The 22,999-nt window shown below is 43.4% G+C and carries 13 protein-coding genes; 11 read left to right on the top strand and 2 right to left on the bottom strand.

Going from position 1 to position 22,999, the window contains the following annotated elements; all coding sequences use genetic code 11:
* The first annotated feature begins 4 nt into the window (after nucleotides 1-4).
* From ACFSYC_RS00325 to sov, 10 genes are all read left to right on the top strand, one after another.
* Nucleotides 5-1,813: a tetratricopeptide repeat protein gene (locus ACFSYC_RS00325; RefSeq protein WP_377122114.1), complete on the top strand. Its 1,809-nt coding sequence runs from the start codon at nucleotides 5-7 to the stop codon at nucleotides 1,811-1,813.
* Nucleotides 1,791-2,612: a DUF4292 domain-containing protein gene (locus tag ACFSYC_RS00320; RefSeq protein WP_377122111.1), complete on the top strand. Its 822-nt coding sequence runs from the start codon at nucleotides 1,791-1,793 to the stop codon at nucleotides 2,610-2,612. The genes ACFSYC_RS00325 and ACFSYC_RS00320 overlap by 23 nt, the downstream gene beginning before the upstream one ends.
* Before the next feature lie 19 nt (nucleotides 2,613-2,631).
* The gene (locus ACFSYC_RS00315; RefSeq protein WP_377122108.1) at nucleotides 2,632-3,918 is read left to right on the top strand and encodes a murein hydrolase activator EnvC family protein; all 1,287 of its coding nucleotides are present in this window, start codon (nucleotides 2,632-2,634) and stop codon (nucleotides 3,916-3,918) included.
* A 49-nt stretch (nucleotides 3,919-3,967) separates the two neighbouring features.
* Nucleotides 3,968-4,438 (top strand): Sec-independent protein translocase subunit TatA/TatB, encoded by a 471-nt coding sequence (locus ACFSYC_RS00310; RefSeq protein WP_377122105.1) that lies wholly within the window; start codon nucleotides 3,968-3,970, stop codon nucleotides 4,436-4,438.
* A gap of 24 nt (nucleotides 4,439-4,462) precedes the next feature.
* Complete coding sequence (locus ACFSYC_RS00305; RefSeq protein ID WP_377122102.1) at nucleotides 4,463-4,630, top strand: Sec-independent protein translocase subunit TatA/TatB; 168 nt, start codon at nucleotides 4,463-4,465, stop codon at nucleotides 4,628-4,630.
* Between the two features lie 82 nt (nucleotides 4,631-4,712).
* Nucleotides 4,713-6,140, top strand: coding sequence for an Asp-tRNA(Asn)/Glu-tRNA(Gln) amidotransferase subunit GatA (gene gatA / locus ACFSYC_RS00300; protein ID WP_377122099.1), 1,428 nt, complete (start codon nucleotides 4,713-4,715; stop codon nucleotides 6,138-6,140).
* A 67-nt stretch (nucleotides 6,141-6,207) separates the two neighbouring features.
* Entirely contained in the window at nucleotides 6,208-7,458 is a 1,251-nt protein-coding gene (locus ACFSYC_RS00295) for a lytic transglycosylase domain-containing protein (protein ID WP_377122096.1), read from the top strand.
* Nucleotides 7,459-7,607: 149 nt separating this feature from the next.
* Nucleotides 7,608-9,884: an NADP-dependent malic enzyme gene (locus ACFSYC_RS00290; RefSeq protein ID WP_377122093.1), complete on the top strand. Its 2,277-nt coding sequence runs from the start codon at nucleotides 7,608-7,610 to the stop codon at nucleotides 9,882-9,884.
* 96 nt (nucleotides 9,885-9,980) lie between these two features.
* Nucleotides 9,981-10,565, top strand: coding sequence for a Holliday junction branch migration protein RuvA (gene ruvA, locus ACFSYC_RS00285; RefSeq protein WP_377122090.1), 585 nt, complete (start codon nucleotides 9,981-9,983; stop codon nucleotides 10,563-10,565).
* Nucleotides 10,566-10,589: 24 nt separating this feature from the next.
* Complete coding sequence (gene sov / locus ACFSYC_RS00280; protein WP_377122087.1) at nucleotides 10,590-17,666, top strand: T9SS outer membrane translocon Sov/SprA; 7,077 nt, start codon at nucleotides 10,590-10,592, stop codon at nucleotides 17,664-17,666.
* Between the two features lie 35 nt (nucleotides 17,667-17,701).
* Here the strand turns inward: sov and ACFSYC_RS00275 are convergent, their stop codons facing one another.
* Nucleotides 17,702-19,528, bottom strand: coding sequence for a hypothetical protein (locus ACFSYC_RS00275; protein ID WP_377122084.1), 1,827 nt, complete (start codon nucleotides 19,526-19,528; stop codon nucleotides 17,702-17,704).
* Nucleotides 19,529-21,391: a hypothetical protein gene (locus tag ACFSYC_RS00270; RefSeq protein WP_377122081.1), complete on the bottom strand. Its 1,863-nt coding sequence runs from the start codon at nucleotides 21,389-21,391 to the stop codon at nucleotides 19,529-19,531.
* A gap of 165 nt (nucleotides 21,392-21,556) precedes the next feature.
* Between ACFSYC_RS00270 and miaB the strand changes: the two genes are divergently transcribed.
* Nucleotides 21,557-22,978, top strand: coding sequence for a tRNA (N6-isopentenyl adenosine(37)-C2)-methylthiotransferase MiaB (gene miaB / locus ACFSYC_RS00265; protein WP_377122078.1), 1,422 nt, complete (start codon nucleotides 21,557-21,559; stop codon nucleotides 22,976-22,978).
* Nucleotides 22,979-22,999 lie beyond the last annotated feature (21 nt).

Genomic DNA, 22,999 nt, shown 5'->3' with positions numbered 1-22,999 from the left:
TATCATGGCGCAACTATTAAGACCTATTTTCAAATCGAACAAAGCCATATATACTCGTGCAACATTGTTGGTTGGCATATTATGTGTCAACATGCCCGCCTTTGCACAGTTGCCAAACCTCTTTAAAAATGATCAGAATGTTAAAGACAGCGTAGCCACTATCAAGAATGCTTTTGGTAAAGGCAGCGAGAATAGTGTTCAAACCTTATTCTACGCTGCCCTGCGCGAAAAAACCATTGACAACAATACTCAAGCTGCCGACCTGTTTAATAAGATATTGGCTATTGAGCCATCAAATGACGCGTCATTGTATGAGCTGGCCGGCATAAAAAAACGCCAGAACAAGTTTGCCGAAGCGCAGCCCCTACTTGAAAGGGCCGTGGTGGTAAAACCCGATAACGAGTGGTACTGGGCATCGCTTGCTGATATTTATGAACGTAGCAATGATGTGGCTAAGCTAGAGAATGTTTTTAACCAGTTGATTAGGCTTAGCCCCCAACGTGTTGATTATTACTTTGATAAGGCCAACGCGTACTATGTTATGAGTAAGTATGACGAGGCTTTGAAGGTTTATGATCAAATAGAAACCATTACAGGCAGCAGTGATGACCTTATCATTGCCCGTCAAAAAATTTACCTAAAGCAAAACAAGGTTGATAAGGCTGCCGCGGGTTTAGAGCAGATGATTGCCAATAACCCCACCCAGCTAAAATACTACCTGATGCTGGCCGAAATTTACACCAGCAATAAAGCCCCTGATAAAGCTTTTAAAGTATTAGAAAAAGCAAAAAGCCTTGAGCCAAACAACGCTTTTATCCATTTAGGACTTGCCGATATCTACCGTGAGCGTAAAGATACTGAGGCTAGTTATAAGGAGTTACAAGCTGCATTTAGTATCCCTGATTTAAGTATCGATCAAAAAATACGTATTGTAATGGGGTATTTCCCCAAGTTTGTTGATCCGGCATCTCGCCCCGGGGCGCTTACCAGTGCCCTGGCGCTCGTTAAACTTATTGCCGAAACGCATCCTAACGAAGCTAAGGCCCATGCCCTGTACGGCGACGTTTTGGTGCAAAGCGAAAAGTATGCTGAAGCCAAACCCGAGTACCAAAAATCAATTGAACTTAACGGTCAAATTTACGAAACCCGCGAGCAGTTGGTGCGTTTGCAGCTGGCAAGTAATGATGTTGATGGCGTTATTCGCGATGGCGAGGCCGCATTATCCTATTTCCCTAACCAGGGTTGGATGAATTATTATGTAGGTACCGGCTGGCTGTTGAAAAAGGATTACAAAAAGGCGTTGAGCTACTTGCGCAATGCCGCGGCTTTAGAGTTTCAGGATAAAGAATTGTTAACCATGGTTTACTCATCTCTTGGTGATTGTTACCATGCCATGGCAGATAATAAAAGCAGCGACGCGTCCTACGATAAAGCGTTGGAGTATAATGCCGATAATAAATATACCTTAAACAACTACGCTTATTATTTGTCAATAAGGGGCGAGCAATTAGACAAGGCTGCTAAAATGTCTAAACGCTCTAACGAACTGGAGCCGGCTAACGCGTCTTTTAAAGATACTTACGCATGGATACTATTCAAACAAAAAAACTATAAAGAGGCCAAAACCTGGATGGACAAGGCCCTTGCAAATAATAAAACCAAAAGCGCCACCCAAACTGAACATTATGGCGACATCTTATTTTATTTAGGCGATACGGAAGCGGCTGTAACAAATTGGAAGAAAGCGAAGGAATATGGCGGCAACACACCGCTGTTAGACAGAAAGATCAATGAAAAAAAGTATATTGAATAAAGTAATAATTGCTTGCTGTTTGCTGGCAATGGTAAGTTGCAAGGCACGCAAAAAAGCCATGACCACCGTCGCTCCGCCGCAAACAAATAATACGGTTACTATACCTACCACCCCGCCCGATTTAACTACCGTTAAAAATCAGCTCGCGGCTATAAAGAGCAGGCAGGTAAATTTCAGGACTTTCTCTGGCCGAGCCGACGCTAAGCTTGATGTCAACGGGGATGCTAATGATGTTGTAATAAATATCAGGATTGAAAAAGACAAACGGATATGGGTGTCAATAACTAAAACTATCTTGATTACTATTGAGGTTGCACGTGCAGTTATTACTCCAGACAGTATAAAAATTATTAATAAGCTACAGGGCGTGTATATCAAAAAGCCGTTCGGCTTTATTCATCAATATGCCAGCCAGCAAATTAACTATAAAACCGTGGAGTCTTTATTGGTAGGTAATGCAATGCCGGAGGTTTTGACCGAGCGAAGCATTATAACGTCAGACATGGGCAATGTAACCCTATCCGGAAGTTTGGTGGACCTTGTATATAAAATGATGCTGGGTGCCAATATGCGCGTAACGCAGTTTAACCTTTCAAATGTTGAAGCAGGGCAGGCTTTACTGGTTAATAACAGTAATTTTACACAAGCCCAAAATCGTATCATTCCGGGTCAAATAGATATTTTATCAACTATAGACGATAAAAAAATACAGGCAAACTTGCGTTACACTAAGATGGATTTTGACTTAGTGTTAGCGTATCCGTTCAATATTCCGGAAAGTTACACTTCGGCTCAATAAAATTGATATTTTTGACCGGATGAAATTTCTTAAAGCATTTTTGTTATTTGTTGTAGTATTTGCGGCGTTAAACGCGCGTGCTCAAAGCAGCAGCGAACTAAAAAAGCAGCGCGAGAGGATAACTAACGAATTAAACGAGTTAACCCGGGAGCTTGCTCAAACCCAATCGAACAAAAAGTCTACTTTAAAACAGCTAAGTATATTAAAAGCACAAATATCCTTGCGCGAACGGAAGATTGACGTTATAAATGGCGAGGTGCGTAACCTTAACAACCAAATATCAGAGAATACAAATACCGTGCACGATTTGCAGGGACAGCTTGATTTGCTTAAGCGCAAGTATGCTGATATGGTGCTGTTTGCCTATCGCAACAAAAGTGCTCATAACAAGCTGATGTTTATTTTTGCCGCGCAAGATTTTAACCAGGCTTACAAAAGGCTAAAATACCTGCAGCAGTTTGCCACCTACCGAGAGCGTCAAGCGGCATCTATAGAAGGTAAGCAAAAATCGCTTAACAATAAAATTGTTGAGCTTGATAAAACCAAAACAGAAAAACATACGTTACTTGTAGACCAGGAGAAAGAGAAAGAAACGCTTGGTAAAGAACGTAATACCCAGTCCGTAGCAGCAAAAAACCTTACCAAGCAAGAAAAATCGTTATTGCGTCAGCGTCAATCAATCCAAGCTGAAGTGAAACGTGTTACCCGTGCGGTAATTAATGCAGAATTGAGAGAGCGCCGCGAGGAAGAAGAGCGACGCGCAGCAGCGCTTAGAGCTGAGCGTGCCAGGGCAGCGGCGGCGGCGGCGGCAGCGGGTAAAGACGCGCCGGTGGTAGCAAAAGTTGTTCCGCGCAAAACGGACAGCCAGTTGTTGAACGCAACCCCGGAAGCAGCTAAGTTATCAAGCGACTTTTTGGGTAACAGGGGAAGATTGCCATGGCCGGTATCCGCAGGCGAGATAACGCAAGGTTTTGGCACTTACATGACTGAGGGTATCCGCAGCGAAAGTAATGGTTTGGATATAAGAACAAACAATAATGCGCCGGTAAGGGCAGTTTTTGAAGGGACTGTGTCAAAGGTGTCAAACGTTTTGGGTACTTATATGATTATAGTAAATCATGGCGAATACTTTACAGTGTATTCAAACCTCAAGACAACGTCGGTATCTGCCGGGCAAAAGGTAAGCACGAAACAGAATATAGGCACCGCGGCTGCTGATGTAGGTACAAGTGATACAATGGTGCATTTTGAGCTGTATAAAGCTGGTGCGGCAGTTAATCCTAAATTCTGGTTAGCTGATAGGTAAGTGACATTGTGAGTTTTAAATGATTATATTTGTAAATTAAAATTAGATTATGTTAAGTTCAGTATTGTGCTTTTTTGAGTTTTCGGCGCCAGAGATAATGTTGATCCTTTTTGTGACATTATTGTTATTCGGCGGTGATAAATTGCCGGGGTTGGCTAAGGGGTTAGGGAAAGGCATTCGCGAATTTAAGGATGCATCTGACGGTGTTAAACGCGAGATCAATAATCAAATAGACAACTACGAAAGCAAGCAGAAAGAGAAGGCGGTTAAAGTTGATGAAACGCCACTAATTGCTGAGCACTCAACGGATAATGCCGATGGCAGCGCTATAGAAACACCAACCATTAGCCCGGTTGCTAATACAGTGCCGGTAAGCCAAACCCACGTTGCAAGTGATAACGTTGCACACTATGATACTGATGACGAAGCGATCCGTAATCATTATCATGGTATTACAGAAAACCAAGAGCCAACAACTAACGTAATTGAAGAACCTGTAAAGAAGGAAAACGAAGTATAAACCAAATATAAATAAATAAATAAAATGGGATTAGGTGCTCCAGAAATTATTCTTATTCTAGCCGTAGTATTGATACTATTCGGCGGTAAAAAAATTCCCGAACTGATGAAAGGTTTAGGTAAAGGCGTTAAAGAGTTTAAAGACGCTACAAACGGCAACGAAGAAGAAGAAAAATCTAAAACTCAGGTTTAGATTTTAGTTGTAATTTTACTGTATATACTTATCCGTTGAAATTAATTTCGGTTTCAATGGATAAGTTTTTTATTTTCGGCCCATGACTAAAAATTATTCCTCTTTAAGTGAGATAAAGAGTGAGTTGCAAAACGGTAAAACTACCGTAGTAGGGTTGGTAAACAACTATCTTAAAACGATAGAACAAAATGCTCACTTAAATGCTTTTAATGAGGTTTTTGGCCAGGAAGCATTACAGCGAGCAAAAGATATAGATAGCCGCCTTACCCAAGGCAATGCGGGCAAACTTGCCGGCATGGTTATCGCCATAAAAGATAATATCTGCTATAAAGACCATAAGGTAAGCGCGTCATCAAAAATATTATCAGGTTTTACATCAATATATTCGGCAACTATTGTTGAGCGTTTGCTTGCAGAAGATGCTATTATTATAGGGCGTTGCAACTGCGATGAGTTTGCTATGGGCGGCGCTAACGAAACATCGTACTACGGCCCGGTAAAAAATCATGCGGATAATACTAAAGTGTCCGGCGGTTCATCGGGCGGTTCGGCGGTGGTGGTACAGGCTGGCATGTGTCATGCAGCCATAGGTACAGATACCGGCGGCTCTGTACGGCAACCGGCAGCGTTTTGCGGTGTTGTAGGGTTAAAGCCTACCTACGGGCGTGTATCACGTTACGGGTTAATAGCTTATGCGTCGTCGTTTGATCAGGCCGGGCCTATCACAAATTCTGTTGAGGATGCGGCTTTGTTGTTAGAGGTTATGGCGGGTGCCGACGATTATGATAGCACCACAGCCAGCAACCCCGTGCCGGCTTATTCAGCCAACTTGCAATCTCCTGAAGGAAAGAAAAAAATAGCCTATCTGCAAGAGTCTATATCAAGTCCTGGTGTGGATCCGGAAATAAAACAAACATTAATAACCGCTATTGAGAAACTACGTGCCGAAGGACATACGGTTACACCAATAGCTTTTGAATATTTAGATTACCTGGTACCGGCTTATTATATTTTGGTTACTGCCGAAGCGTCATCTAACCTGTCGCGCTTTGATGGCGTGCATTATGGCTACCGCAGCCCTAACACTACCGATTTGATGTCGACCTATAAAAAATCACGGTCCGAAGGATTTGGCAAAGAGGTTAAGCGCCGAATTATGCTGGGCACGTTTGTGTTAAGCGCAGGTTATTATGACGCCTATTACGCTAAAGCCCAAAAAGTACGCCGCCTGATACAGCAAAAAACAGATCAAATTTTAAAAGAATACGATTTTATACTGATGCCTACGGCACCCGAGCCGGCCTTTAATATCGGCAAAGAAGAAAAAGATCCGGTTGTAAGTTACCTGGCAGATATTTTCACAGTGCAGGCATCACTAACCGGCGTCCCGGCCATTTCTTTACCTGCCGGCAATAACAGCAAAGGATTACCGTTAGGATTACAATTATTAACCAAACATTTTAACGAACAAGAATTATTAAGTTTCTCCAAATATTTCGTGGAGCTATAAAATTTATTAATTTTAGTAAAACTTGTTTGTTTAATAAGCGTATACAGCTTTACCCTAAAGAAAAAGAATGAAGAGACTATTGACTTTTGCCACCATACTCTTATCACAGCAAATTGTACAAGCTCATTCACTAACTACCATTGCCGACTCGACTGTACGCATGATGCGTGGGAGCTACGCGCAAAACAACACCCGCGATACTATTTTAAACAATGCTTACAACCCTTACGAAGGATCGTTGTACAAAACGCGCCTGGATGCAATCCAAAAAGAAATTCAGCTTGATTATAACCCTTTTGTGCAGGAATATATAGACCTGTATATGCGCAACAAGTCTGAAATGGGCCATGTTTTAGGCCTTTCAAAATACTATTTCCCTATTTACGAGAAAATTTTTCGCGAGGCGGGTATCCCAACGGAAATAAAATATTTGTCAGTCGTGGAGTCTAAACTTAATCCAAATGCCGTATCCCGCGTTGGTGCTACCGGTCCTTGGCAGTTTATGGCACCTACAGCCAAAATGTTTGGCCTTAACATGGATAACTATGTTGATGAGCGCAAAGATCCGATTCAATCGTGCTATGCAGCCGCGGCTTATTTAAAAGACGCTTACATGGAGTTTGGCGACTGGTTGCTGGCAATTGCTGCTTACAATAGTGGCAAAAGCAATATTGCCCGTGCCGTAGAACAAGCCGGATCATTAAACTTTTGGACTATTCGCCAATATTTGCCGCCCGAAACGCGCAGCTATGTGCCTGCCTATATCGCTATGTCGTATGTCATGAACTATGGCGAAAAGCATAATATAGTTGCAGACCACTGGGCTATTGCGGCTAACACAGATACGGTTATGGTTGACAGAATGGTAGATTTGAGCAACGTGGCCAGGGCGTTAAACGCTAATATGGCTGATATTACGTTGCTAAATCCGGCCTACAAGAGATTGATTGTGAATGGTACTAAAGCGGCTCCGCGCAGGCTGGTTATACCAAAAGTTGGCCAGGTAGCCTACACAAATTTATACAATGTGTTAAATAACATCGCCGCACCTATGCTGCCAGTACCGCCGCCGGCTGCCCTGCCTGTTATACAGGCAACGGAAGCAATTGCGGGCAACGAGACACCTTTACCGGTATTAAAAGGATCAAAAACACCGGACTACTATATTACCAAATCCGGCGACACGCTAGAGGCCATTGCCGATATGTATGGCCTTGACGTCCGCGAGATAAAAGCCTGGAACCGTCAGCAAAGTACAAAGGTTACAGCCGGGCAAAAGCTCAGGTTAAACCCCTTTGCCAAAGCGGTAAAAGGATAAAAATTTTAATATAAAAAAGCCGGTTTTGTTTTCAAAGCCGGCTTTTTTGTGTCTTTAAACAGCGCATAACCGCAGTTAGTCGTTTTATCCCCCGAATACATCCTTTTGGAGTGTAAAAAAGCACTAACTTTGAATGATAACTGTTATCTATGGACAAAGCTAATCGTAAACAAGATGCCTTAAACTACCACGCTAACGGTAGGCCGGGCAAAATACAGGTGGTGCCAACAAAGCCTACCAACTCGCAGCGCGACTTAACCATGGCATACTCGCCTGGTGTTGCCGAGCCGTGTTTACGCATAGCTGAAAATGTAGACGACGTTTATAAATATACAGCCAAAGGTAACCTTGTAGCTGTTATCAGCAATGGTACTGCCGTGTTGGGTTTGGGCAATATTGGCCCCGAAGCCAGTAAGCCGGTAATGGAAGGCAAGGGCCTGCTGTTTAAAATTTATGCGGATATTGATGTGTTCGACTTGGAATTGAACACCAAATCAGTCGACGAATTTGTTATGATCGTAAAGGCGTTGGAGCCAACATTCGGTGGTATCAATTTAGAAGATATATCTGCCCCAACCTGCTTTGAAATTGAGCGCAGGCTAAAAGCCGAAATGAATATTCCGGTAATGCACGACGATCAGCATGGCACGGCCATCATATCGGGCGCTGCATTGCTAAATGCTTGCGAGTTGCAGAGCAAAAAGTTGGATAAGATAAAAATGGTTATCAACGGGGCGGGGGCGGCGGCTGTATCATGTTCGAAAATATACCTGTCCTTAGGGGTTAAAAAAGAGAACCTGGTGATGTTTGACATCAACGGACTGATTACGCCTAGCCGTACAGATCTTGACGACACACGGATGTTCTTTGCAACCGAGCGCAAGGATATTAAGACTTTAGCCGACGCCATGAAAGGTGCAGACGTATTTATTGGCTTATCAGCAGGTAACGTAGTTACACCGGATATGTTAAAGGCGATGGCTAAAAATCCTATTGTTTTTGCGATGGCTAACCCGGTGCCAGAGATAGCTTACGATCTGGCTATTAAAGCCCGCAAGGATATCATTATAGCTACCGGCCGTTCTGATTTTCCTAACCAGGTAAACAACGTGCTGGGTTTTCCTTATATTTTCAGGGGCGCGCTTGATGTTAGGGCCAGTGCCATTAACGAAGAGATGAAACTGGCCGCGGTGCACGCTATTGCAGGCATTGCTAAAAAGCCGGTGCCCGAAGCGGTGAATTTAGCTTACGACGCCAAAAATTTAAAATTTGGCCGCGAGTATATCATTCCAAAACCGATGGATCAAAGGTTAATAACCGAGGTATCATCGGCGGTGGCTAAAGCGGCTATTGCATCGGGAGTGGCGCGCATTGCTATTACTGACTGGGACGCTTATGCCGAGGAGCTGCACACCAGAGTTGGGGTTGATGATAAATTGTTGCGCAACATTACCAACATAGCCAAAAGTAACCCTAAACGCGTGGTGTTAGCCGATGCTGATAACTACAAAATATTACGTGCTGCTCAAATAGTTAAGGATGAGTGCATAGCGACACCGATACTATTGGGCGATGTAAAGCGCATAAAACAGATCATTAAAGAACACGACATGGATCTGGACGATGTTGAGATCATCGACCCGCATTTAGGTGCGGAGAATTGCGAGAAATACGCGCAATACTATTTTAAAAAGCGCCAGCGCCGCGGTATCACCTTGTTTGAGGCCCGCAAGCTGATGACAGATTCAAATTACTACGGTTCATGTATGGTAGAGTTTGGGGAAGCAGATGCTTTGATATCCGGTTTGAGTAAAAACTACGCTACTACAGTTAAGCCTGCCCTGCAAATCATCGGTACCGAAAAAGGTGTTACGCGTGTAGCGGGTATGTACATGATGATTACCCCAAAAGGCCCGGTGTTTTTTGGCGATACAACAGTAAATGTTAACCCTACAGTAGAAGAGTTAGTCGATATTACCGTTTTGATAGAACGATCTGTTAAGCGATTCAATATCCAGCCAAGGGTAGCTATATTATCGTATTCGAACTTTGGATCAAATGAAGGCCCCGTGCCCGAAGGTACCCGCGAAACTGTACGTGTGCTGCATGAGCGTTACCCGGACATGATAGTTGATGGTGATATGCAGGCCAACTTTGCATTAAACGCCGAGTTGCTGGCCGATAACTTTCCGTTTTCGACATTAAAAGGTAAGGCCGCCAATACGCTGATATTCCCTAATTTAGAATCGGGCAATATTGCTTATAAGTTATTGCAAGAGATTGGCGGGGCCGAAGCAGTTGGGCCGATATTATTAGGATTGAACAAACCGGTACATGTGCTGCAATTAGACAGTTCCGTACGTGAGATAGTAAATATGGTAACCATTGCTGTGGTTGACGCGCAGGCAAAGGCTCACAACAAATAGTTGTTTTTTGAGTTATGGTCTTAATCAAGATTTAAGCCATCTTTATTATTGCAATTGTTTGCTTATACACATTAACCCTTCATCTATAGATAAAATATGTACGCTTATATTGACGGCAAGCTTGCTTTTAAAAGCCCTGCTTACGTGGTAATTGATGCAGGTGGCGTAGGCTACCATATCAATATATCATTAAACACTTACTCTTTATTGGGCGATGCTGAGCGTTGCAAACTGTACACCTGGCTACACGTTAAAGAGGATGGCCATACCCTTTACGGTTTTGCTGATGAAGGCGAACGCAGGTTGTTTTTACACCTGATATCCATATCAGGGATTGGCCCCAACACAGGGCGTATGATGCTGTCATCTATTACTCCGCTTGAAATTCAGACGGCTATCATAAATGGTAACGTTTCATTAATACAACGAATAAAAGGAATTGGCCCTAAATCGGCCCAAAGAGTTATTTTAGAGCTTCAGGACAAGCTGCGAAAAGAAGGTTCTGAAACCCTAAGTACGGCCCCTATAGCTCAAACTGTGAAAGATGAAGCCCTTGCGGCATTAGTAATGCTTGGCTTTGCCCGTAATACTGCAGAGAAGGTTTTAGAGCAGGAAATAAAGAAGAATGGCGCGTCGTTAACCGTGGAGCAGTTGATAAAATTCGCCTTAAAAAATTTGTAGTTACGTGAGCTTATAGTTTTGCGTGTGGTAAAAAATTTTACTTGTAAAATATTTATCGGAATACTTTTTATAGCCGCCCTTGGGGGGATTAGGAGAGCCTATGCCCAACAACCACGCCCTACCGCAGCACGTAAAGATACTGTAAGAATTATTGCCCCGCCACTTAAAGGTACCCAATCTAAAAACGCGTTATTACGCCAAGGCATCTTTGATCCGCCATCGGCTGGAGTAACCCGCACGGTTGAGTACGATATCATGAGCAACCGTTACATTCTCTATGAGCGTGTAGGCAACCTGTTATACCGCCCGCCGGTTTACCTGAGTTTTAACGAGTACATGCGCTTAAGGCAAACCGAAGACAAGCGCGACTATTTTAAAAAACTAGCTGAAAATTACTCATATCAACAAACGCAACCGGGGTTTATACCGCAGATACAGGTACGTAACCAAACTTTTGAGCGCATATTTGGCAGCCCCACAATCAATATCCGCCCGCAGGGTACTGCGGAGGCTGTTTTATCGGGGCAGATTAATAGTAACGAGAATCCGCTGTTTAATACCAAGCAGCGCAAGCAGTTTAACTTTAACTTTGATCAGCACATACAATTAAACCTCACCGGCGAGATTGGCGACAAACTGAAAATTGCCACCAATTATAATACAGACGCCCAGTTCCAGTTTGATAATCAAATTAAGCTTGATTATACAGGCCGACCAGACGAAATCATCCAAAGCATACAGGCTGGTACGGTGAGCATGCCCTTAAACACGCAACTTATTACCGGTACACAGGCCTTGTTTGGTTTAAAAACCAAGCTCAAGTTTGGGAAGCTAGATGTTACATCCATCTTTTCGCAGCAGCGGTCGCAGTCAAAAAACATTACGCTGTCCAGTCAGGGGCAGCAGGCCGCATTCTCGGCTATGGCGTCTGATTATGAGGCTAACAAGCACTACTTCCTGTCGCAGTTTTTTCGCAATAACTATAACAGGGCACTGGCCAATATCCCGGTTATTGCTTCAAATGCTAACATTACCAAAATTGAGGTATGGACAACCAACCGAATAAACTCAACTACCGACTCTCGCGACGTAGTCGGTTTATTAGATCTTGGTGAAAACGCTCCTTACAATACAGCACAAGTGCAGGGCGGCCCGGGCTTTTCGGGTTTCCCGGCGGGATTCCAGGGGCCAGGTTTTACAGATCAGTCGAATAGTTTGTTAACCAATCTGCCTGCCGGCGCACGGCAAACCAATGATCCGGCCAACTCATTGATCACTTATTTTGCCGCTAATGGGGGTACAGACAATTACGCCAAGTTAACTTACGCCCGTAAGTTGGTGTTAAATAAAGATTATACGCTGAGCCCCCAATTGGGTTTCATCTCCTTAAACTATCCTTTAAATAACGATGAGGTACTGACTGTAGCTTATCAATATACTTACAACGGCAAGCAATACCAGGTGGGCGAGTTCTCTAGCGATATACCTGCCAGCCCTACAGCCCCGAAAGTATTATATACCAAGTTGTTAAAAAACACCCTGCTTAAAACCAACCTTCCAACCTGGGATCTGATGATGAAAAACATCTACTCACTTAACGCTTTCCAGGTTAGCCCTATTAATTTTACGCTTACTATTGCGCGTTTGGATGATAAAACCGGCGTTGATAAACCGGTGATGGAAGAAGGTCAAAATACAGCCAACAAGCTCTGGCTCAGACTGACCGGACTTGATAACCTTAATCAGCAACGCGACAAGCAGCCCGATGGTTACTTCGACTTTCTAGAAGGTATCACTATCGACCCGCAAAACGGACGCATTATATTCCCTACCGTCGAGCCATTTGGCTCTGACTTGGCCCGGCAGTTTGGCCCGGGCGAAACAGACCTGGTTAACCGATATGTATACCAACAGCTGTATGACTCTACCAAAACCGTAGCGCAGCAATTTTTCCCTAAGCTTAACCGCTATGCCATCAGAGGTACCTACACCTCGCAGGGTGGTGGCGGCGAGTACACACTTAACGCTATTAATATCCCGCAGGGCTCTGTTACCGTATCGGCAGGTTCAAACAAGCTTACGGAGGGCACAGATTATACGATTGACTACAGCTCCGGCCGTTTAAACGTTATCAATACGGCTATCCTGCAATCCGGCCAACCCATTAATGTACATCTGGAAAATAATGAACTGTTTGGCGTTCAGCAGCGGTCGTTATATGGTTCGAGATTTGACTATCGCGCCAGCCCAAAACTCGCTTTAGGCGGTACATTTTTGCATTTAACCGAGCAGCCTATATCACAAAATGAGGCGGTGGGGCAAGAGTCTATATCAAACTCCATTTGGGGTTTTGATTTTAACTATGCCTCAGACTCTCGTTTCCTGACACGTTTGGTCGATAAAATTCCATTCATTCAAACCAAAGTGCCCTCATCTGTAACGCTAAGTGGCGAGTTTGCACAACTATTGCCGGGTAGCCCCAGCATACTAAACTATGCCGGATCAAAAAACGGCACATCGTACCTTGATGATTTTGAGAACAGCCAATCCATCATTGACATAAAAAGCGCCAACAGCTGGCAACTGGCAGCGACGCCGCAATTATTTCCCGAGTCGCAATTATATAATAATCTGGGTTATGGTTATAATCGTGCAAGGCTGGCGTTTTACAACATCGACCCCATATTTTATACCAACACGAGCTCTACGGGTGTAACCCGGGCACAACTGTCAAATCATTATACCAGGCAGGTTTTACAGAACGAGGTTTTTCCCTACAGGCAAACAGTTACGGGCCAGCCTTTAAGTTTAACCACGCTTGATATGGCTTTTTACCCAACCATCCGTGGTCCGTACAATTACGCTACCACGGGCTTAAATACCGACGGTACGCTGCAAAACCCAACGTCGCGCTGGGGTGGCATTTACCGGGGCATCTCAACCAACGATTTTCAGGCGCAAAACGTAGAGTATATTGAGTTTTGGGTGATGGACCCATTTATGTATAAAAAGAATTCGCCTGGTGGCGATCTTTATTTCAATCTGGGTAGCATTTCAGAGGATGTTTTAAAAGACGGCCGCAAAAGTTTAGAGAATGGCTTGCCTGTTAACGGCGACTTAAGTACCGTTGACACTACAGCTTGGGGTCGCGTGCCTAAAAAGCAGCCTGTTGTTAATGCTTTCGATAGTAACCCGTCGTCGCGCGCTTTGCAAGACATTGGTTTAGACGGTTTGAATGATGCTGATGAGCAGGGTAAGTTTGGATCGGTCATCCAGCAGATGTCAAACTTGGTTAATAGGCAGGCGGCCCAGGCATTTGCCAATGATCCATCTTCTGATAACTACCGCTACTACCTGGGGCCTGAGCAGGATGCAGCCCGCGCAGGGATATTAGAGCGCTACAGTCGCTTTAACAGCAACGAAGGCAACTCTAAGACCGCCGAACAATCGCAGGCTCAGTTGGGCCTTCAAACCTCAGCAAACACTGCCCTGCCGGATGGCGAGGATATTGATCGTGATAACAACATGAGCCAGGACGATCAGTACTTTCAGTACAAGGTGTCTATGCGCCCGCAGGATCTGGTTACTGGACAAAACTTCATCAATGATAAAATTACCGCGCAAGTTAAAATGGCCGACGGTAGTACGCAAGCTGCCAACTGGTACCAGTTTCGCATCCCTATCAGCGCGTATCAAACTGCCGTTGGCGGCATACAGGATTTTAAGGCCATAAGATACATGCGTATGTTTATGACCAACTTTGCCGATACGGCTGTGTTGCGTTTTGCCACACTGCAAATGGTGCGCGGCGATTGGCGCGAGTTTAATTCAGAGAACAATCCGCTAAATGTTATTGTCGATCCGGCGCTGCCGAACGCTCCATTAGATAACTCGACACTTACAGTTGAATCGGTAAATATCGAACAAAATGGTAAACGTATACCGGTGCCTTACGTGGTACCACCGGGTATACAACGCCAGCGCGACTACAACAACCTGCAATCAAACACACAACTTAATGAGCAATCGTTATCATTAAACGTAAAAAACCTGAGCGACGGTTATTCAAGAGCAGCGTTTAAAACCTTTTATAACGATTTGCGCCGCTACAAGCGCCTGCAAATGTTTATCCATGCCGAAGCTAACCAAACAGTTTTAAGAGATAATGACCTGCATGCCTTTATCCGTTTAGGAGCTGATTATAAGGATAACTACTACGAATATGAGATACCACTGGTGGTAACATTGCCGGGTACTACCAATGAAAGCTCGATATGGCCCGAGGCTAACGAGCTTGATATTGACCTTACTATATTAACCGATGCCAAAATAGCCCGTAACAACGCAAAGTTTAATGGCTTACCGTGGCCAATAAACAGGCCGTTTACCTATAGTAATGGCCGTAACCGTATTACCATTGTGGGTGTGCCCGATCTGAGCAGGCTGCGCACTATTATGCTGGGGGTACGCAACCCCTACCGACCAAACTCAACCAACGGAGCTGATGACGGACTAGTAAAATCGGCTTATGTTTGGTTTGATGAATTACGCTTAACTGATTTTAATAATCAGGGCGGCTGGGCGGCAACTGTCCGCGCCGATGTTAAACTGGCCGACTTTGCTACCGTTACCGTATCGGGCAATAAAAGTACCGCCGGCTTTGGTGCGCTTGATTCTAAGTTAGAGGACCGGCAGCTAAGCAACAACCAGGGGTATGATATATCGGCCAATATGGACCTGGGTAGGTTCTTCCCAACCAAAACAGGTATTAAAATCCCGGCTTATGTCAACGTATCTAACCAGGTAAACACGCCTCAGTACGACCCCGCACAATCTGATATCCTGCTAAAGCAAAGTTTAGACGGCGCAAAAACAACCGAGCAACGCGACTCGATAAATAACGCCGCGCAGGATTATACCATGCGTAAAAGCATCAACTTTACCAACGTACGCAAAGAACGTACCGACCCGGATGATAAGCCTAAGATTTACGACATAGAAAACCTGAACGCTACGTATGCTTATACCGAATACGTACACCATGACTTTATAACAGAGAACGATCTGCAAAAAACCTACAGGGTTGGCTTAGCTTATAATTATGCTAACAAACCCAATTATATAAACCCGTTTGAGCGAATTATAAAGAGTAATTTGCTGACGCTGATTAAAGACATTAACTTTAATCTGTCGCCCACACGGATAAACTTTGCCATTAATTTTGACAGGTTTTATTCAGAAAACACCCTGCGTAACCTTGATCCGTCAAACCCGCTGCCAATACCAACTAACTTTAACAAAAACTTTAACATTACCCGTTTTTACGGTTTCAGCTGGAATTTAACCAAATCATTAAGCATCGATATTGACGCTACCAATCTATCGGTGGTTGATGAGCCTTATGGCCGCTTAGATGGTTTAAAAATTGATACCCTTTGGCGCAATATCCGCAGGCTTGGCCGAACCACTAATTACAACCACACGTTAAATTTTAACTACGCGGTGCCGCTAAACAAAATACCGTATATGGATTGGGCTAACCTTACCGCGCATTACAGCACAAACTTTACCTGGCGGTCGGCACCAGAGTTTGCAATTGGTAACCCGCAGCTTAACGTAGGTAACAGCATTCAAAACGCGCGCAAGATCCAGTTTGATCCTGATCTGAACCTGACTGCCCTCTATAACAAGATAGGTTTTTTAAAGACACCAGCCGGTGCTGTTGATGCACGCAGCCCGCTAACCCGTATTGCTGTTGGTTTGCTAACCAGCGTTAAGGGCATTAACGGTAACTTTACTCGTACAGACGCTACATTTTTGCCCGGGTATTTGCCACATTCAAATTTATTTGGCGAAGACTTAAGTTATGATGCCCCCGGATTAGGTTTCCTTTTAGGCAGCCAGGCTGATATCCGAGGCAAGGCGCTCTCAAGGGGATGGCTTTCCAGAGATACGCTTCAAAATCAGTTGTATGTACAAAGTGTTGAGGAGGAGTTACGCTTGCGGGCTAACGTATCGCCAATATCACAGTTGGATGTGCAGGTAAGTTTCTTTAAGCGCAGCTTACGCAGCTATCAAACCAACTTTAAGTATTTGGCAAGCAGCAATAGGTTCGAAAATCTGTCGCCGGTTACCAGCGGCTCTTACAACATTTCATTCTTCTCGTTAGCTACCGCCTTTTCAAAAGAAGATGGTATTAATAATTCATCAGGCCCGTTCCAGAAGTTTTTAGAGAACAGGGCAGCAATTTCAAAGCGTTTAGGGCAGGACAATCCTAACTCAACCGGCGTTGGCGGCAACGGTTATGCCGATGGTTACGGACCCAACTCGCAAAACGTTGTAATACCTGCTTTCCTGGCCGCGTACACAGGTAAAGATGCAGCTGGGGTGAGCCTGAACCAGTTCCCGAGCATACCGGTACCAAACTGGCAGCTAACCTACCGTGGTCTTAACCGCCTGCCCTTTTTAGCAGAGGTGTTCGATTCGTTTGATATCCGCAATGGTTATCAGTCAACCTATTTGGTTAATAGTTATAACACGCTGCTACAATACAATGAGTCGCGGGGGAAGTCTGTAGTGCGCGATGTGAATAACGATTTTCTTCCGTTTTACCAGATCTCGCAGGTAAGTATCATAGAGGAATTTGTGCCTTTGCTGGGTATCGATGTAAGGTTTAAAAACAATATGACTGCCAACCTGGAGTATCGCCAAAGCCGCGAGCTGAGTTTGAGCTTACTCAATAGCCAGCTTACGCAATTAAATATGAAGAATTTGACGTTTGGCTTTGGCTACAAAACCCGGGACTTCAGATTCCCATTTGGGTTGTTTAACAATACCATTTTGAAAAATGACCTTAATTTTAAGCTTGATTTTTCCTTACGTGATAACAAGACTATCATTTATCAGGCCGATGTAACCGCTGCCGAAATATCGGCCGGTGCTAAGAATATTACCTATCGCCCATCAATTAATTATATCCTTAACCAAAGGTTTGTATTAAATATCTTTTATGATTCAAATCTTACTAAGCCATATACCTCGCAGGCGTTTAATACATCATTTACCACCTTCGGCTTTAACTTGGTGCTGACCTTGCAATAAAGATCACGTTTAAATTGGCAGGGTACCGCCCTTTATCAACCTTTAGCCGCCTTCTCGGCCGCTTCCCTTTTCTTCTCTGCTTCCTTTTGTTTTTTCTTTAGCGCTCGCTTGGCTTTGCGCTTTTCTTTTCTGGTTTGCCGGTCTTCCTTTTTTAGGTTTTCGGCTGACATGCGCGCTGTGGCGGCTTTCTGGGTTTTATCATCTAAACCTACGGCGGACTTAATGCCTAATAGCAACGTGTTCCAAATGGTTTTAAAGAATGGGAAATCAATAGGGCGTTTGAAGTTTACTTTGAATGAGCGTGGAATCTCGCCCTCGTTATCCGGATTGTTATGCTTCAGAATAAACAAATTAGCAAACATGGATACAATGAACTTCTTTTTAAGCTGTTGATCTACTTCATCGTTTTTAAGCACGCTTACCTTCAAATCGTTGTAAAGCATAGTTACTTTACCATTAAAAAAGTTGCGATTGGCATCAAAATCAAAGTCGAAGCTTTTTAGCGTTCCCGAGGTGATTTTGACCATGGCTAATGGTACGGTAGCCTCGTTTAGTGCCGATAGTTTGATAGCCCCAAGGTGGCCTTTGTAGCTAAAAGTGGCCAACTTATCAGTAAGGTTAAAAGTAAAAGATACGTTGAGTTTTGCTCTGTCCATAAAATGACTGCTTACCCGTGCGGTGAGCAGCTTGTTTTTTTGAAGCGCCGCTTTGTTATTACTGATATTATAAAAATCGGCATTGGTGCGGTTAAATGTTATAGTGCCACTACGATGGGATTTTTTGCCGTATTCGCTGTAGCTAACGTCAAGTTTTTTTATCTGCAACGTATCCAATTTAAAGGGGCTCTCGACTAGAAAGAGCGCTACATGCGGGAAACTTCTGATCTTATCTTTATATATCTTCGGTGCATTCGGATTAGCGAATATGTCAAAAGCTCCGCGACTAATAATAAGATTAGATGCCGAAAATGATTTGTATTTATTGTAGGTTTTAAAATCAAACCGGTTTAGTATAATTGAATCAAGTTTTATGGCGTAGCGTATTTTGTGGGTTTTGGCAAAGTAGTTTGCTGTAGGCACTAACTTAAAATCCTGTATTTTTAATTGCGAAGTGAGGGTAGAAAACCTGGCCCGCTTTAAAGTATAACTATACAAACCATCGGGCGAGTTGCCTTTAAAGTTGTTGATATCGGCTATTACATCCTTGCAATATAAAAAACGCGTAGTGTCTGTTTGGGTAAGCGAGTCTATCAGTAGATCATTAACTTGTATGTTCACCTCTTTTAGCTCAGTAATACCAACCTTTTTGCCCGAGTAGTCGGTATATTTAAGTTTGGCATCATTCAAAAAAATATCACCGACATGTATGTATTTTACCGATTGTGACACTTTTTGCCAAACGGTACGGTTGTCCTTATCCAGCGTATCTTTTACATGATTTAATTGGTAAGTTACATGTACCTCGGGCTCGTTAAGGGTAATCCGATCAATGTCAACTATCTTTTTAAAATATAGTTTAAAGGGGTGTATGTGTGATAACACTAATCTTTTTACATGAAGCTCAACAAGATTGTTTGGTGCAAGTCCTTGTTGCTGACGGTGCTTGTAAACGGCCGAATCAAGTTTAAAATCAATATTATACAGTAATATCTTACCCTCCAGTACTCTCACTTCGGCAGAGCTAAAGTTGATAGTATATATACCGTCGGTAGCCTCGGTTACCGCCTTTTTAATTTTCGAAGATAGGATAGCAGACCACGAGCGATTGATGATAATAGCCGCACCGAACAGCACTACAATAAAAACACCGACGGATATCAGCGTTACTTTTTGCCATTTATGTTTTAGAAAGCCTAACGCCATTTAATTCTTTTCTTTTTTTGCTTTAGCAATCGAGTCCTGCTCTGCTTTGCGGCGGGCCTGGCGTTCTAATTTACGTTGCTTGCGGTTTTCTTTAAACTGATTGAACTTGTCAACCAAGGTACTTACTTTAGTAACTATTTTGTTTACAGTACCCTCTGTTTTTTTGCTGAAACCCACGCTGGGTTTTAAGCCATCCAGCAAACCTTTGTACAAAAAGCTAAAGAATGATACCGTAGGCTCGCGCGTAAGGTTTATAGGGCCCGGCCTGAAGTTGCCTTTCTTATCCGGGTTATCATTAACAATGATCAACGAGTTAGCAACTTTTGATATAAAGCCCTGAGTTTTTAACTGATTGGTGCCTTCCACCTTTTTCAGCAGCTCAACATTCAGGTTTTTGTAGTAAAACTCCAGGTGGCCACTCCCGCCATAATTGTTTGCATTTACGTTAAAGGTAAGGCGTTCTACATCGGCGCTTTTTACGTGCACCATGGCCAGCGGCTTAACCAGCTTATCTAACACCTGTCCGTTAAATTTACCTAACGTCCCTGAGTAGTTAAACGCTCCTTTAGGATCATTAAGGTTAAACTTAAAATTTACCTGCAATGGCGCCACATCCATAAAATGGGTGTTGATAGTGGCGGTCATAAAGTGGTTTTGTTTTTTAACCTCAGGGTCATTTGTAACGTTAGTAAAGTGGCCGCTGGTATTGGAGAACTTTATGACACCTGTGCGTTGTGTGGTGGCATCAAGCTCAGAATATTCGATATTGGTTTTGCTGATATTAAGTTTTGCCAGTTTCATTTCCAGCGCCACCTTCTGTAAAGCCTGGTGCGGGTCTTTGCCAATCTTGATGGATTTTTTGCCTTTATAATTACTATTGTTGTAAATCTGTACATCCCCATGCACAATATCAAGCTGCCCGGCGTGTAGTTTTTGATCGCGCAAAAAACGTTGTAAATCGATGTCTGTTATTGCTATTTTCTTGAATTTTAGTGTGAAAATTTCACTCGAACGGCCTAGTTTCTTGTAAAAATCAGCCTTATTATAGCGTGGCGTGAAGTCTACATTGTCTAGAATTATCTCTCGTTTTGCCGTCGAAAAATAGAGCTGTTTTATCTCGCTGTAATACATGCTGTCGGGCGTAGCAACCTTGTAGCCGTGCAGAGTAAAATCAACGCCCTTAGTATAGTAAAACCGGCTGCTATCCAATGCCGAAACTGAATCGATAGCGATATTAGATATGTTGATATCCAAGTGGTTAATGGCTGTTTGCCTGGTAACCGGATTGTTTTTATTAATGTAATTTACACTGATATCTTTAAGAGATATTGCATCAATGCGCAACTGCTTAAATACTTTTTTTATGATCTCGTAAGGTGTTTTAGACCTGCCTACTTTAACGGTATCATTAAAGCTAAAACGTTTATTGACAATGGTTAAGTTAGGTTTGTCAATGGTGATATTGTCAATGATCAGTATCTTGTCGGTATAGGCTTTTTTAGCGCCCACATTTTTAATGGTCAGTTTCTTAACGCTTAGGGTAAACAGGTTGTTGGGTGCTTTTTGCTCAGCTACCAGTTTTTGATATACTGCGCTATCAGGTATCAGTTTGAAGTTACTAAGAGTAGCATCGCCGGATGTGAGGTTAAGGTCGAAATCGGTATACTCTATGCGGTATAAGCTGTCTGATGTGCTTATAACCAGTTCCTTAAGTTTTGCTTGCAACAGTGGTTTCCATTTGTCGCCGGCAAAATAGCTGTTATAGATGTACCATCCGGCACCACCAATAGTAAGTATTAGCACTAGTATTACAATGGGCCATATCCGTATGGTGGATTTCTTCGGAGTATCTTGTTCTGTCATTTGCAGATGCTTTAATTGCTGATTAACAACAAGTAGCGTATTTTGTTACTTTAATTATTCTCCCCCCGCCGAATATTGTTGTAACTTTTTGTACCGTATTATTCTGCCAATCTGTCACATGGTATGTAAAAATTGTGTATTTTTGCTGCTCAAATTTTGATACGAATGATTGATTTGGTTATACCGGATAAAGCACACGATGAGAGCAGGCAGGGCGAAGCTCTAGTTTTAGATCCTGTCGTTGGAAAGAATAATGGGCGTAAACTATACATAGAAAGCTATGGCTGCGCCATGAATTTTTCTGATAGCGAGATAGTTGCATCTATATTGTCTGAGCAAGGATTTGAAACTACCAGTGATTATACCAGCGCCGATGTGATTTTTATCAATACTTGTTCTATCCGGGAAAACGCTGAAACCCGAGTACGTAACCGCCTTAAAGAATTTAAGGCAGCTAAAACCAGCAGGCCGGGTATGGTGGTAGGCGTATTAGGCTGTATGGCGGAGCGCTTGAAGGCTAAATTTTTAGAAGAGGAAAAGCTGGTTGACGTTGTCGTAGGCCCCGATGCTTACCGCGATTTGCCAAACTTGATAGACCAGGTTGATAGCGGCCAGAAAGCTGTAAACGTACTGCTATCCCGCGAGGAAACTTATGCGGATATCAGCCCGGTGCGTTTAAATAGCAATGGCATCAACGCCTTTGTATCTATTATGCGCGGTTGCGATAATATGTGCTCGTTCTGCGTGGTGCCTTTTACCCGCGGCCGTGAGCGTAGCCGAGATCCGTTCTCCATTGTTCAGGAAGCTACAGATTTATTTAATAGTGGCTATCGCGAGGTGACCTTACTGGGTCAAAACGTAGACTCATACAAATGGCAAAACGACGACGAGAGCCAGAAAGTGAATTTTGCTAACTTATTGGAGCGGGTAGCTTTGATCAACCCTGAATTGCGGATTCGTTTTTCAACCTCTCACCCCAAGGACATTACTGACGAGGTGTTATATACAATGGCTAAGTATGATAACATTTGCAAATACATTCATCTGCCGGTACAGTCGGGTAATACCCGTGTGTTGGATTTAATGAATCGTACCTACACTCGCGATTGGTATATTAACCGTATAGATGCTATCCGCCGTATTATGCCTGACTGCGCTATATCAACAGATATTATTACCGGCTTTTGCACCGAGACAGACGAAGAGCATAAGGAAACGGTAAGCATGATGGAGTACGTTCAGTACGACTTTGCTTACATGTTTATGTACAGCGAACGCCCGGGCACTTTAGCCGCCAAGCGCTATGCTGACGATATTCCTGAGCCAGTTAAAGCCGCGCGATTGACAGAGATAGTTGCTTTACAGCAAAAGTACTCGCTGGTACGTTTACAGGCGCAAATAGGTAAAGTGCAAAGGGTACTGATTGAAGGTTTCTCAAAAAAATCAAAAAACGATTACGCAGGCCGTACAGACCAGAACGCCATGATGGTTTTCCCGGTTGATGAAAGATTTAAACCAGGGATGTATGTTAATGTGATCGCTGAGCGCAGCACTAGCGCTACTTTGATGGGCCATATAATAGACTAATAAATTACACCTTAATTATTC

It is taken from the genome of Mucilaginibacter antarcticus (assembly GCF_042686155.1).
In the GTDB taxonomy this organism is placed as follows: Bacteria; Bacteroidota; Bacteroidia; order Sphingobacteriales; family Sphingobacteriaceae; genus Mucilaginibacter; species Mucilaginibacter antarcticus.
Note: the sequence above shows the minus strand (reverse complement) of the source record. Positions and strands in the feature narration are given on the sequence as shown.

Coding starts and splice junctions, on each gene's coding strand:
- ACFSYC_RS00325 (WP_377122114.1), top strand. CDS start 5: ATGGCGCAACTATTAAGACCTATTTTCAAATCGAACAAAGCCATATAT.
- ACFSYC_RS00320 (WP_377122111.1), top strand. CDS start 1,791: ATGAAAAAAAGTATATTGAATAAAGTAATAATTGCTTGCTGTTTGCTG.
- ACFSYC_RS00315 (WP_377122108.1), top strand. CDS start 2,632: ATGAAATTTCTTAAAGCATTTTTGTTATTTGTTGTAGTATTTGCGGCG.
- ACFSYC_RS00310 (WP_377122105.1), top strand. CDS start 3,968: ATGTTAAGTTCAGTATTGTGCTTTTTTGAGTTTTCGGCGCCAGAGATA.
- ACFSYC_RS00305 (WP_377122102.1), top strand. CDS start 4,463: ATGGGATTAGGTGCTCCAGAAATTATTCTTATTCTAGCCGTAGTATTG.
- gatA (WP_377122099.1), top strand. CDS start 4,713: ATGACTAAAAATTATTCCTCTTTAAGTGAGATAAAGAGTGAGTTGCAA.
- ACFSYC_RS00295 (WP_377122096.1), top strand. CDS start 6,208: ATGAAGAGACTATTGACTTTTGCCACCATACTCTTATCACAGCAAATT.
- ACFSYC_RS00290 (WP_377122093.1), top strand. CDS start 7,608: ATGGACAAAGCTAATCGTAAACAAGATGCCTTAAACTACCACGCTAAC.
- ruvA (WP_377122090.1), top strand. CDS start 9,981: ATGTACGCTTATATTGACGGCAAGCTTGCTTTTAAAAGCCCTGCTTAC.
- ACFSYC_RS00275 (WP_377122084.1), bottom strand. CDS start 19,528: ATGGCGTTAGGCTTTCTAAAACATAAATGGCAAAAAGTAACGCTGATA.
- ACFSYC_RS00270 (WP_377122081.1), bottom strand. CDS start 21,391: ATGACAGAACAAGATACTCCGAAGAAATCCACCATACGGATATGGCCC.
- miaB (WP_377122078.1), top strand. CDS start 21,557: ATGATTGATTTGGTTATACCGGATAAAGCACACGATGAGAGCAGGCAG.